Origin of the sequence: Modestobacter marinus (assembly GCF_011758655.1) — a bacterium.
GTDB classification, from domain to species: Bacteria; Actinomycetota; Actinomycetes; order Mycobacteriales; family Geodermatophilaceae; genus Modestobacter; species Modestobacter marinus.
Genome location: NZ_JAAMPA010000002.1, coordinates 598,524 through 610,752, shown reverse-complemented (window position 1 = coordinate 610,752; position 12,229 = coordinate 598,524). Strand labels below are relative to the sequence as shown.

Genomic DNA, 12,229 nt, shown 5'->3' with positions numbered 1-12,229 from the left:
GGGCGGTCGAGAGTGCCGACTCCGCGTGGGCGCGGGGCCGGCCGCTGGGCTGTCCGGCTCCGGCAGCTGAATGGAGGTCCGGTCGGGCTCTACGCCGGCGGCCGTCTGCGGCTGAGACGTTCGAGGTGGGAGGTGTCGGTGCAGGTTGGCGCAGATGTTGTCCTTCTTGGCCGCGCTCTCGGCGATCGGGGTGCCGCGATCGCTGAGCTGAGCTGCGCTACGTCTTCCAGGGCGCCGATCCCTGTTCGGGGCTTCTCCTCACGGCCGTCGCCTCTCGCTCGTGTCCTCAGTCCGTGAGCACGGCCTCGGTCGTCGCCCATGGCCGTTGCAATCGATGCGGTGCCACGGTCGTGCAGGATGCGGCCCGCGCGGGCGACGGCATCGTCACCGTCGCCCGCGCGGGGGGAGACCAGGGATCAGTCCTGGTGCGGATCCGGTGCCTCCGCACCAGGACCGGTCTCGGTCAGCGATCCAGCGCGCGTGTCACGTCGTCGATCCCCGCGAAGTTCTTGTCTCCCAGGCGTCGCTCAAGCTCGGCGACGACGGCCTCGGGTGCACCGCGGTCGCGTACCGCCTGCACCAGGTCGGACCCGGCGACCGGGAAGTCGACGCGGTGGAGCCAGCGCATCACCTGGTTGCGGGTGACGACCGTGCCGGGGTTGTTCCCGCCGTCGGCCTCGCCCGAGAACAGTGACTCTTGGATGACCTGGTGCACGAAGGTGTTCTCGAAGTAGCCGGTGAGCCGCTCCGCGCCGGGTCCCATCGCGGTCAGCGGGACGTCGACGTTCGTGTGGCCGCTCGTCGTCCAGTCCACCACGAACTGGTACTCGGAGTCGGCGACGTCGAACGGTCCGTCCGCGGTCGACGGCGCGATGCCGCTCTCGTCCTCGGTGCCGGTGTCTTCGACCGCCATGCCGCCGGTCTCGTGGTCGGCGGTGGTGACCAGCAGCGTGTCGTCGTCCTGCTCGGCGAACTCCTTGGCGACCGCCACGGCCTCGTCCATCAGGGCGACGGCCTCGATGGTCTTCTCGGCGTTGTTGGCGTGTGCCTGCTCGTCGACCGCCTCTTCCAGGATGGCGTTCTGTGCCTCGTCCTGGTCGCGTGCTCCCTGGCCGCGGTTGTCGTCGCCGGCGGCCGCAGTGCTGACCCCGCCGACGGTGAACGCGACTGTCGCTGACAGTGCGCCGACCGCGATGGCCAGCGGCCAGCGGCGCGATCCGGAGGCATGTGTCTGCTGCATGACTCTCCCAGTGGACGGTGGGCCTGCCCGCCGGTGACCGGCGGCATCCGCGACGCTGGCAAGCCGAGGTGAAGCGGACGGACCCGTCCGGTGAACCCGGTCCGTACAGCCGGACGACGGCTGACTGCTGGGTGTGCGCGTGTCCATTCGCACGGTGACGGCGGGCTGGTGTGCTTGCTCATCACGGTGAGTGGCGCAGTCGAGTCAGTGGGGGGCAGCAACGACGCGTCCCGCGTGTCCCCATCTGCTCGGAGGTCCAGGACTGCTCGCGTCAGTCGTCGGTCGTACGAGGTGACTCGGGAGCGGTTCGTGCGCTGAGCGCTTCAATCTGGTTCGTGCGTGCGTGAGGCGGCCGACACAACAACGCGGACCGGGACAGCAACGCTCACCACTCGAGCGCTTCGTCGAGGCGGTCGGCGGCCTCTCGTCGCTGGGCCGGTGCCACGTGGCTGTAGATGTCCGCGGTGATGGCGTAGGACGAGTGGCCCAGGTGCTCCTGCACGACCTTCGTGTGCGTGCCGGCCGCCAGCAGGAAGCTCGCGGTCGAGTGCCGCAGCGTGTGCAGGTGGACATCGCGGAGACCGGCGCGTTGGGCGAGGGTTTCGAACCGCCTGAGGACGTTGCGTGGCTCCAGGGGTGTTCCGGCCTCGGTGGTGAAGACCAAGTCGCTGCCGTGCCAGACGTCCCTGGCCGCGAGCTGTTCTGCGGCCTGCTGCTGACGGTGTGCGCGAAGGAGCTCGATCGCCGAGCGGGGGAGCGGGACCGTCCGGCGCGACTTCTCGGTCTTCGGCTCGCCGAGCTGGAGACCCTTCGACGTTCGGGTCAGCGTCCAGCGCACGCGGAGAGTGCCACCGTCGAGGTCGACATCGGACCAGTGCAGACCGAGTGCTTCACCACGGCGGAGCCCGGTCGCCAGCATCAGCCGGAACAGTGGGGCCAGCCGTTCACCTCGCATCGACTCGAGAAGGCGATGGGCGTCGGCCACGGTGAGGTAGGCGGCGTCCTTCCGCTCAACGGTCGGGCGGCGGACAGCGGCAACCGGGTTCTGCCGAAGAAGGCCGTCGCGTACTGCGATGTCGAGTGCGGCGCGTAGGACGGTGTAGATCGTGCGGACGGTCGATGGCGCCAGGCCTGCGGCGCGCTTGGCCACGATGAGAGCTTCCACGTCCGATGGTCGGATCCGGTTCAGGCGTCGTCCGCCGAGAGCTGACGCCAGGTGTTTGCGCGCGACGGTGCTGTACAGGTCGATGGTGGCCTGCTTGCGGTCACTCGCCGGTAGGCTGCTGGCTATCCAGTCGTCCAACCACGCGGCGAGCGTCATCGCCGTGTCCTTGACCGGGGCACCGGCGTCGAGTCGTTCGCGCAACGCCTTCTGCTTCGTCAGCACTTCGGCCTGCGTCGCGCCGTAGACCGTGCGGCGCTTGCTGATTCCGTGCTCGTCGCGGTAGCTGAGCTCGGCGGACCACCTTCCGTCGGCTCGCTTGAAGACCGACCCTTCGCCGTTCGCTCGCTTGCCCACTGCTTCTCGCCCCTACGGTCGAAGTCGCCCCTGCCGGGTTGGCTCCTGGCCCTCGCCGAGGGGGTTCGTGGCCCGTGGGAGCCAGTGCCGCCGGCGGCAGCTGCCGGTCAAGCGGAAGTCTCGAGGCGATCGACGTAGCGCTGGAGCTCAGCTCGGGACAACCGGCAGCTTCGTCCGATGTGCACAGGACGCAGAGCGCCGACGTTGATCAGCGTGTAGAGGGTCGTGCGGCTGATGCTGAGTGCCTTCGCGGCTTGTGCAGCGGTCAGCAGCAGCGGATCTTCCGCCAGCACGTCCCTGAGCAGCTGCGGCTCGGCCATGTCGCGCCCCTCATCAGCGTCCGCGGGCCCGCCTCTCTGGCGTGCCCTTCTGGCAGAAGAGGCGGCAGGGCAGCCCCATCGATGACAGCCGCCGAAGCGCGAGATCGGCGATGCCCTGCGCCGTCCTTGCTGCGGAAGAACGTCGCGGACCAGCAACACCGGATCACCTGCATGGGCCCCTGTCTGCGTTCGAGACGTTGATCGAGGGCTCTATCCATTGCTGACGCTGGCAATGTCGTCTCTGTCGGCTACGCGCCGAAGTCGAGTACGGGACACTCAACCTCGCACTCAACGCGGCCTGGTCATGCCGCCCGACCAGGGCAGTGAGAGTCGAGGCAGGCCCACAACCCACATCGACAGGGCGGATAGACCAGTGCCCCCCACCCATGGGCACGGGTGGGGGCACTGTCTGTGGGTCCGGCTCCGGGGCGACCGGTGCCGGGTGGCTCAGCCTGCCTGGTAGTTCACGTGCGGGTGGTCCATGTGGTTCGCCGTGACGCTCCCGCGGTCCGCCATGGGGCTCCAGGAGCCGTTCGGCGAGGTGAGCATGCGCTGCTGGTAGATGATGTAGTCCACGCCGAGCGCGTCCCAGTTCGCGACGTGGTACTGGACGATCGCGTCGCCGAGCGCGGTGTCGGACAGGACCATGTAGTCCAGCGCCAGCCCGGAGGGATGGCCGCCCGGGTCAGTTGCGCTGGGGCGGGTTCCGCCGATGGTGATGCCGGCGGCGCCCGGCACGTTGCTCACAACGGCGTTGGCGGCGGCCGCTGCCCTTGGCTGCACGGGGCCGGCACCGTTGGTGATAGAGGCGACCGCGGACTGCGGGGCCGCGACCAACGTCTGGATCGGTGCCGGTGCCGGTGCCGGTGCCGGCGCGGCAGTCCCGACGCCGGAGACGGCCAGCACCTGCCCCGGGGTGATGACGTTGGGGTTGCCGCCGATGACCCCGATGTTGCGCTGGTAGAGGTCCTGCCAGGGCTGGCCGTGGGCCGCCGCGATCTTGGCGATCGTGTCGCCCGGCTGGACGGCGTACTGGGCCACCGGGGCGGCTGCGGGTGCAGCCGCCAGCGCGGGCGGCGCGGCAGTGGTGGTGTGGGCCTGCGCCGGGAAGGCCAGGACGCCGAGCGTGACGGCGGAGACGCCGGCAGCGACGGGGAGGCCGACGACGATCTGCCGGGTGCGGACGAAGCGAGGTGCGCGGTGCTTGGGCATGGTGATCTCCGATCACCGCCGCCGGGGTTAGCTGTCGGGTTCGGGCGATCGGTGCCCGGCCGGCGATGCCGGCTTCACCCCGAGGCGCGCCCTGGTCGGGTCGGCGCGCCGTGTGCGGTGGGTCCCCCACCCCTGCCATGAACTGTTCAGGATGACGACCGGCAGGCAGGGTTTGGCGGACCGGCGCCACGCCCAGGGGGTGGGCGCGACCGAAACGTTATGTACGCGGACCGGACCTGTCGTTGTGACTGTGGTCACTTCATCGGCGAGCCCTCGACGGCTCGCCGTGAGTCGCCCAGAGGGAGGAGACATTCGAGCTCCGTCCTCTCAGGGATGCCTCCAGACGCCGCAGCTCACATGTCACGGCTTGGCGCACTTCGCGGCAGTGGGTCCGATGACGCCACTCACGACCCAGGTCGCCGTCTGGGAACGAAGTCCAGCAGCTCGAGTGGGCCTTGATCCCCAGTCGTGCATCGGGACGGGCACGGGGGAGCGCTGCTACCTGGATGCGATCTGGGCCGGCCTGGGCAACGGCGGTCGTGGTGCCCCGGAGGGGTTCGCGCGGAACACCCCTCCTAAGCTCATTCGTAGGGGCTGTCGCGCGGGGCAGCGAGGAATGGTCGTCGTTGCACGGGGGGAGCGGATCGGGTGAGGGTCGGGCGAGACATGCGTCCAGGCGCCACAAGGACGAGGCGCGCGGGCGAGGGCCCCGTGGAGCCGTTCTTCATGAGCGGCCACCTGACGCGCAGGCATGCTCTCGCGGTGCTGGGCGTAGTGGCCTTGGGTGGCTTGACCGGCTGTGCGGGATCCGAGGAAGCCTCATCGGCCGGCGGGGAGTCGGGCGGTTTCGACTTCACCGGCAGCACGCCACTAGGAAAGGTCATCCCAGAGGCGGAACGTCAGTCAGCCCCTCGCTTCTCCGGCGAGCTGCTGGACGAGTCGGCGTTCGACTCGACGTCACTGGGGGGCGAGATCGTCGTCCTCAACTTCTGGGGATCCTGGTGCGCGCCGTGTCGGCTGGAGATGCCCGAGTTCCAGGCCGTCTTCGCCGATGTCAAGGACGACGGCGTCCAGTTCCTCGGTGTCGACGTCAAGGACCAGCGCCAGCTCGCGCAGGCCTTCGTTGACTCGGTCGGCGTGGACTACCCGTCCCTGTTCGATCCTCGGGGAGAGGTCGCCTTGGCCTTCCGAGGCTTTCCGGCCAATGTCGTGCCCACCACGATCCTGATCGATCGGTTCAATCGTGTGGCGGCGGTGTACATCGCCACCGTGTCCGAAGACGATCTGTACGAGGCGCTGGACCACCTGCTCGCCGAGGGGGCGCCGCAATGACCGTGCCGAACGGTCCCGCGCCCGGCGGTGGCTCGGTGACCCCGCGGGCGCAGCAGTCCGGGGTCACGCCGGGCTGGCTCACCGTTGTCCGAGGGACTCGTCGAGTGCCGTTCTCCCGTGCGCGCGTCTGGCAGGCACTCGCGGTCCTGCAGCCGTACTGCGCCGTCTGCGACGTGTCCTACGTGGTGGATGGCGCGTCCACGAAGCACGGCACCGAGTTCGTCTGTGTTCCCGGACGCCTTGACGGTCAGCGACCACCTCGCGGAGCACCCCGTGGGCGGATCGTCGAATGGGAACCCGAGCACCGAGTCGCGACCCGTCTGGAGCTGACTCCCGAGGTGTGGGTGACGACCATCGAGTTGGCGGACGCACCGGACGAGGGCACGGACGTTGCGATCACCCTCACCCACGAGCCACTGACCGGCGGACTGTTGCAGCGCCGTCGGCAACGCAAGGTGGTTCGGAAGGTCGCCCAGGAAACGGTCGAGTCCGAGCTTGCGAAGGTGGCCGATCACGTCCACCAGGCCGAAAGGTCGCCGGACGAGGGCGCCGACTCATCAGCCTGATGGTCCGCTCACCTCGCGGGACGGCGATGCGGTGCCGATGGGCTGGCTTCCACTCCTGCCTTCCGCGTCCTGGCGTCGTCGATGTGGGAACAGACACGCCGACTACTAGCCTCCATAGGCGATAGGCCGACTTCTCGTAATCTCGTCAGTGCTCACAGTGACGGGTTGAGGGGAGGGTCGGATGGGTCGGCAGTCGCAGGATGCATCGGCGCGTCGGCGACGTCGCCACCTCGGTCCGCCGAGGGATCGCCGAGCGCCCACATTGCTCAGTGCACTTGCATTGGGGGGCCTCGTCGCGGGCCTGTGGGAGGGCGGATACGGCCTGACATCGCCGGTTGCGCACGCTCACGAATCGCCCGGCGTCGTCCCATACGCGGGCGCCGCCGTCGACGTCCTGGCCGAACCCGACGCTCGCCCGCAGATCAACCAGGCTGAAGTCACGGAGCGGCTCGATCAGCTGGCCGCCAGTCGCGCAGCGCGGGAGGAGGCGGCTCGCCCGAAGGCCGTTCTGCCCGTGAAAGGACGACTGACCAGCTCATACGGCGCCCGCTGGGGAACGACCCACTACGGCTTGGACATCGCCGCGCCGATGCTCACTCCCGAGTACGCCGCAGCCGACGGAGTGGTCCTCCGGGCGGGCTCGGCCAGTGGCTTCGGCCTCGCCGTCTACATCCTCCACGACAACGGAGATGTGACCGTCTACGGGCACATGGAGAAGATCCTCGTCCAGGAAGGCGATTACGTGGCCGCCGGCGACACCATCGCGCTGCTGGGCAACCGGGGCCAGTCGACCGGCCCACACCTGCACTTCGAGGTCTTCCAGGGTGGACTCGACGGACGCCGGGTGGACCCGAGGAAGTGGCTCGCCGAACGGGGAGTCGACATCTAGGGACGTGCTGCGGTGGGCGGTCAGCCGACCGCCGCGAGCTGCGTCCCCTCCGGCACAGGTGCGGGGACGGGGCGGCCGGAACCGTCGGACCGCAGCAGCTGCTCCCAGCATGAGCCCGAGGCCGCCGAAGATCAAGAAGGCGACCGTCGTGTGCGCCAGCCAGACGGGTCCCCCGGTGATGACGTTCGCGCCCCACAGCACGTCCATGTCCGGAAGCCCTGTATCAGCAACATGAACCCGACGACGGCCGCCAGCATCGCGGCGAGCAGGTTCTCGTCTCTCCGAGCGGCTCGCACGGCCACCCCAGTCACAGTCACAGCCACCGCCACCAGTGTGGGCAGCAACGCGGCGCCGGTCGCCAGCACTCGATCGGTCACCGTCAACCCCGGCTGCGGCGTCGCTGTCACGTGCCAGGCAGCAGAGGTCACCGCCGCGGCGAGGAGGAGCGTCAGGGGTCGCGCTGATCGCGGCACGAGGCCGGCGAGCCGGCCCGCGACCGGGATGAGCAGGTACAGCGGCCACCACACCAACGGCCGGGGTGGCGGTGACCAGGTCAGCTCGCCGTGCACCGCGACTGCCGTGTCGCCGTAGGTCGGCGGCACCGTCCAGTTGATGATCGTGTGTCTCTACTCGGATCCGTCACCTACCGAGGCCGGGTCGACAGCATCCAGTTCGTCCGGTGGTCGTGCCAGGAGCACTCCGGCCCGGTGGACACCTGGCGCCATTCGGGCGGCACGTCCGGTGCCGCATTGGCCGGCAGGGTCGTCCGGCCGTCCAGTCGGAGCTTCAGACGAGTCGCGGGGCTGTTCTCGTTCCGCCAGACGCCATCGGGGCCGATGCGGAGGTACTCCTCGTTGGAGTACCCGCACACGGTCACGGTCGACGACGAGCCGTTGAGAACCTGGTGACAGTCGCCGAACTGCGTGACGCTGAGGTCGACCCCGGGCATCTGTGGGGACAGTTCCGCGACTCGGCCGGCCCGGTTGCTCCCGGCCACCCCGCGGTCCGTGTGCGCCTGGGCTGCTGGCGCTCCAGCCAGCAACAGGGTCGTCAGAGCCAGGGCGACGACGAGCACCCGTCGGGCCGTCAACGGTCTCCTTCGAGCACCGGGCACCACGCGACGGTAGGTCACTCCTGTCTCGGTCCCTGCGACTCGCCGCCGGCCGCCGCACCTGCGTCGTCCACGGGTGTGACGGCGGGAGCACGTTTCGCAGGATCACCTACTATGTGTCTTAGGATCTAATGCGTTGCGGCGATGCCAGGGCCGGCTGTCCGTGGAGCGATTCGGAAGGAAGTGGGAGACGCGTGCCCGTGGCAGCTGACATGGGGGGCATGCAGATGCCGGTCGACCCGCCGACCCTGTTGACGCTCTTCACCCCTCAGGTCGACGTCACTTCGATCTTCCCGGCGTTCGCCTTGCTCGCTCTGGTCCTCTACCTGCTCGGTGTCCGCTCACTGGGCCGCCGGGGTGTCCGGTGGCCGCGCCGCCGGACGGTCAACTTCACCCTCGGCATCGTGACCGTCCTGCTGGTCACGGCCACCCAGGTCATGGGCTACGGGATGATGCTCTTCTCGATACACATGCTGCAGAAGATGGTCCTGGCCGTCGTCTCGGCGATGCTCATCATGCTCGGCGCCCCGGTCAGCCTGGCGATCCGGACGCTCCCGCGCCGCGGGCGAGCCGCCGTCTGGCGGACGCTGCTCGTCGTGGTCATGCGGTCCCGGACGGCGAACCTGCTGACCCATCCCGTGGTGACGACGACCCTCTTCATCGGCAGCCTCTACGGCTTCTACTTGACCCCTGTCTTCGACGTGCTCATGCGCCACTGGGCCGGCAGCCTGCTCATGCTGGCCTTCTTCCTGTTCACGGGTCTGCTCGCCTTCGGTGGGGCATTCGGGCTGGACCCCTGGCCGCACCGGGTGTCGGCACCCCTGCGCCTGGTCGAGCTGGTCGTGCCGGGCCCTCTGCACGCCTTCTTCGCCGTCGCGGTGATGATGGCCAGCACCCCGTTGGTCGAGACCTTTCGGCAGGTCCCCGCGAGCTGGGACGTCGATGTCATGACCGACCAGTTGGCCGCGGGGAACATCGTCTGGGGATTCGGTGAGCTGCCCACGATCATCGCTGTGGCGATCGTGTTCTGGCAGTGGGTGCGCTCGGACGAGCGGCAGGCGCGAGTAACGGATCGACGCGTCGAGGTGGACCTGGAGGCGTACAACGCCGAGCTCGCTCGGCTGGCCGCCGGCCAGCGCCCGACGGTGCGCTGATCACGTTGCCCATCTCCACGTCCACGGTCGATGCTCAGGCTGTCCCCGCGGTGCCACCACGCCACCGCAGCGGGGGTGAGCACCTGCTGGGTCAGCTGCTCGTCGCTCTGCTCCTCGCCCTGGCCGGCGGGCTCGCACTGTGGCTGGCCTTCCCGCCGTTCGGGCTGTGGCCGCTGGCGGCGGTGGGGCCGATGGCGCTGATGCTGATCGTCAGAGGGCGCTCGGCGCGCGCCGGCGCCGGCTTCGGGATGGTGATGGGTTGCGCGTTCTTCCTGCCGCTGCTCACCTGGACCGGCATCTTCGTCGGCGATCTGCCCTGGGTCGCGCTGTCGGTCGTCCAGGCGGCCTTCTACGCGGCCATGGGTGCGGGCGTCGCGGTGGTCGGTCGGCTGCCGGCCGCACCGATCTGGGCGGCCGGTCTGTGGGTGGCGCAGGAAGCGCTGCGCTCGCGCGTGCCGTTCGGCGGCTTCCCCTGGGGGCGTTTGGGCTTCAGCCAGGCGGACGGCCCGTTCGCCTCCTTCGCCGCCTACGGAGGTGTCCCGCTGGTCACCTTCACCGTCGCGCTCACCGGGACGTCCTTCGCAATCCTCCTCGTCCGGGCTGCCGACTGGCGGCGACGGCGATGCGCCCGCCAGCCAGAGCCGGGACGACGAGCACTTCGTGCGCTCGGTGCGGCGTTCGTCGTCCCGGGTCTCGGCCTGCTGGCCTGGCTCCCCTTGCCGGGGGAGCAGCTGACGGCGGGTGGTGAGCTGGCGACCGTCGCAGTGATCCAGGGCGATGTCCCTCGGTCCGGCCTGGACTTCAACGCCCAACGCAGGGCAGTGCTGGACAACCACGTGCAGCAGACCCTGCTGCTGGCGGAACGGGTCGACCGCGGCGGGAGCCCGCAACCGGACGTCGTCCTCTGGCCGGAGAACTCATCGGACATCGACCCCTCCCTGAACGCGGACGCGGCGACGGTCATCGACCGCGCCGCGCGGGCGATCGGCGCACCGATCCTGATCGGTGCCGTGCTGGACGGGCCGGGGCGCTACCTGACCAATGCGGGGATCGTCTGGGATCCCATGACCGGTCCCGGCGAGAGCTACGCCAAAAGGCACCCGGTGCCCTTCGGCGAGTACATGCCCGCCCGCTCCTTCTTCCGGCTGTTCAGCGACAAGGTCGACCTGCTACGGCGTGACTTCCTGCCCGGCGACGAGCCTGGAGTCCTCGATGTCGGCGGAGTGCGCCTGGGCGACGTCATCTGCTTCGAGATCGCCTACGACGGGCTGGTCACCGACGTCGTGGACGGCGGCGCCAGTCTCCTGGTCGTCCAGACCAACAACGCCACCTTCGGCTACACCGCGGAGAGTCAGCAGCAGCTGGCCATGAGCCGCATGCGCGCCATCGAGCACGGCCGCACCGTCGCCGTGGCGGCGACCAGCGGCATCTCGGCGGTGATCGCGCCGGACGGGACGGTCGTCGACCAGTCCGAGCTCTTCAGCCCGTACGTGTTCGTCGGCTCCGTGGCGCAGCGGACCCAGACGACCGTGGCCACCCGGCTGGGCGCCTTCCCCGAGACCGTTCTCGCAGGCCTGGCCGGCGTCGCCCTCCTCGCTCCCCGTGTCTTCGGCCGTCGAACCCGGCCGGCTCCCTCGACCCCTGTACGTCACCCCGGCAAGGAAGGTCCTCGTGGGCACTGAGACGTTCGCCGAACTGTCCGACACGCTCTTCGGCGTCGCGGTCGCCGTCTACGCGCTCGCGGCGCTCGGCTTTGCCGCCGAGCTCGCCTTCGGTCGGCCATCGATCCGCAGCCGGGCCGAGCGGGCCGAGGTCCGAGCAGGTGGGGCGAGCCCCCTGCCCCCTCCGTCGAGCGGAGTGGTGCCCGTAGGTCCCCGCAGTGCCCGGTGCGGCCGGGTGGGTGTCGCGCTGACCCTCGTCGGGGCGCTCGCGCAGGCCGGGGTGCTCATCGGCCGCAGTGTCGCCGCCGGGCGGGTGCCGTGGGGGAACATGTACGAGTTCGCCACAGCCGCCGTGCTGGTGGGAGTGGTTGCCTATCTGGTGCTGGCGATGCGGATGCCGGCTCTGCGGCGGATCGGTGTCTTCGTGCTAGGCCCGACGGTCATCGCGCTGGTCCTCATCGGCTTGTACCTGTACGCCGAGTCCGGGCCGCTCGTGGCAGCTTTGCGGTCGAACTGGCTGGTGGTGCACGTGTCCGCCGCAATCCTGTCCTTCGGCGTCTTCATCGTGAGCGGCGTGGCGAGCGCCCTCTACCTCGTCGCCGTCCGGCGGGAGCGTTCCTCGTTGACGACCGGGAGCCGATCGGCAGGCTGGGCCGACAGACTCCCGAGCGCGGCGACGATGGACCAGGTGGCACATCGGACGGCGATCTTCGGCTTCCCGATCTGGACGTTCGCCGTCATCGCCGGGGCGATCTGGGCGGAGAGCGCCTGGGGTCGCTTCTGGGGGTGGGACCCGAAGGAGACGTGGGCCTTCATCTCTTGGGCGCTGTACGCCGCGTACCTGCACGCCCGCACAACCGCCGGATGGCGAGGCCGGCCGGCGGCGTGGACCAATCTGGTGGCCCTGGCCTCCCTGGTCTTCAACCTGCTGTTCGTGAACCTGGTGTCGACCGGGCTGCACTCCTACGGGGGCGTCTCCTGAGGCGGTTCGTTACCGGACCGTGACAACTACCCAGCTTCGTAGTAGCGTGCTCTCCGGTCCACCCGGGCCATGCTCCTCGCCTCGAGGACCTCGGGTGGACACGCCGAACCACCGACGGGCATCCCGAGGTGGACCGGGGACCCATGTCCCATGGGGTGAATCCTGCAAAGGCAGGTAGGGCAGCTTCCCGTCCGAACCCGTCAGCTAACCCGGTAGGCAGTCAGGAAGAACGGAGAACCGTCG

At 69.6% G+C, this 12,229-nt stretch carries 11 protein-coding genes and 2 riboswitches; of the genes, 6 read left to right on the top strand and 5 right to left on the bottom strand.

Going from position 1 to position 12,229, the window contains the following annotated elements:
* Window positions 1-463 precede the first annotated feature (463 nt).
* From FB380_RS18875 to FB380_RS18860, 4 genes are all read right to left on the bottom strand, one after another.
* Window positions 464-1,240 carry an alkaline phosphatase gene (locus tag FB380_RS18875; protein WP_166756844.1) on the bottom strand — a complete coding sequence of 259 codons (777 nt, stop codon included), beginning with the start codon at window positions 1,238-1,240 and terminating at the stop codon, window positions 464-466.
* Window positions 1,241-1,625: 385 nt separating this feature from the next.
* The gene (locus FB380_RS25610; protein ID WP_166756843.1) at window positions 1,626-2,759 is read right to left on the bottom strand and encodes a tyrosine-type recombinase/integrase; all 1,134 of its coding nucleotides are present in this window, start codon (window positions 2,757-2,759) and stop codon (window positions 1,626-1,628) included.
* Between the two features lie 107 nt (window positions 2,760-2,866).
* A complete protein-coding gene (locus tag FB380_RS18865; RefSeq protein WP_166756842.1) occupies window positions 2,867-3,079 on the bottom strand; it encodes a helix-turn-helix domain-containing protein in 213 nt (70 codons plus the stop codon).
* A gap of 447 nt (window positions 3,080-3,526) precedes the next feature.
* Window positions 3,527-4,291, bottom strand: a complete 765-nt coding sequence (locus tag FB380_RS18860; RefSeq protein WP_166756841.1) for a LysM peptidoglycan-binding domain-containing protein — start codon at window positions 4,289-4,291, stop codon at window positions 3,527-3,529.
* A 1-nt stretch (window position 4,292) separates the two neighbouring features.
* Window positions 4,293-4,407, bottom strand: a riboswitch (cyclic di-AMP (ydaO/yuaA leader).
* A gap of 595 nt (window positions 4,408-5,002) precedes the next feature.
* Here FB380_RS18860 and FB380_RS18855 point away from each other — a divergent pair.
* The 3 genes from FB380_RS18855 to FB380_RS18845 all read left to right on the top strand — a co-directional run bounded on the left by FB380_RS18855 (window position 5,003) and on the right by FB380_RS18845 (window position 7,078).
* Window positions 5,003-5,623: a TlpA family protein disulfide reductase gene (locus FB380_RS18855; protein ID WP_229682318.1), complete on the top strand. Its 621-nt coding sequence runs from the start codon at window positions 5,003-5,005 to the stop codon at window positions 5,621-5,623.
* A 104-nt stretch (window positions 5,624-5,727) separates the two neighbouring features.
* Window positions 5,728-6,189 carry an SRPBCC family protein gene (locus FB380_RS18850; RefSeq protein WP_229682319.1) on the top strand — a complete coding sequence of 154 codons (462 nt, stop codon included), beginning with the start codon at window positions 5,728-5,730 and terminating at the stop codon, window positions 6,187-6,189.
* Between the two features lie 280 nt (window positions 6,190-6,469).
* Entirely contained in the window at window positions 6,470-7,078 is a 609-nt protein-coding gene (locus FB380_RS18845; protein ID WP_229682320.1) for a M23 family metallopeptidase, read from the top strand.
* 643 nt (window positions 7,079-7,721) lie between these two features.
* Here FB380_RS18845 and FB380_RS18840 read toward each other — a convergent pair.
* Window positions 7,722-8,153 carry a hypothetical protein gene (locus tag FB380_RS18840; RefSeq protein WP_166756838.1) on the bottom strand — a complete coding sequence of 144 codons (432 nt, stop codon included), beginning with the start codon at window positions 8,151-8,153 and terminating at the stop codon, window positions 7,722-7,724.
* Window positions 8,154-8,383: 230 nt separating this feature from the next.
* Between FB380_RS18840 and FB380_RS18835 the strand changes: the two genes are divergently transcribed.
* From FB380_RS18835 to ccsB, 3 genes are read left to right on the top strand one after another with little or no spacing between them, the layout of a single operon-like run.
* Window positions 8,384-9,343 (top strand): cytochrome c oxidase assembly protein, encoded by a 960-nt coding sequence (locus tag FB380_RS18835; protein ID WP_166756837.1) that lies wholly within the window; start codon window positions 8,384-8,386, stop codon window positions 9,341-9,343.
* Window positions 9,344-9,393: 50 nt separating this feature from the next.
* Window positions 9,394-11,025 carry an apolipoprotein N-acyltransferase gene (gene lnt / locus FB380_RS18830; RefSeq protein ID WP_229682321.1) on the top strand — a complete coding sequence of 544 codons (1,632 nt, stop codon included), beginning with the start codon at window positions 9,394-9,396 and terminating at the stop codon, window positions 11,023-11,025.
* The gene (ccsB, locus tag FB380_RS18825) at window positions 11,015-11,986 is read left to right on the top strand and encodes a c-type cytochrome biogenesis protein CcsB (protein ID WP_166756836.1); all 972 of its coding nucleotides are present in this window, start codon (window positions 11,015-11,017) and stop codon (window positions 11,984-11,986) included. The genes lnt and ccsB overlap by 11 nt, the downstream gene beginning before the upstream one ends.
* Window positions 11,987-12,077: 91 nt before the next feature.
* Window positions 12,078-12,219, top strand: a riboswitch (cyclic di-AMP (ydaO/yuaA leader).
* The last annotated feature ends 10 nt before the right edge of the window (window positions 12,220-12,229 follow it).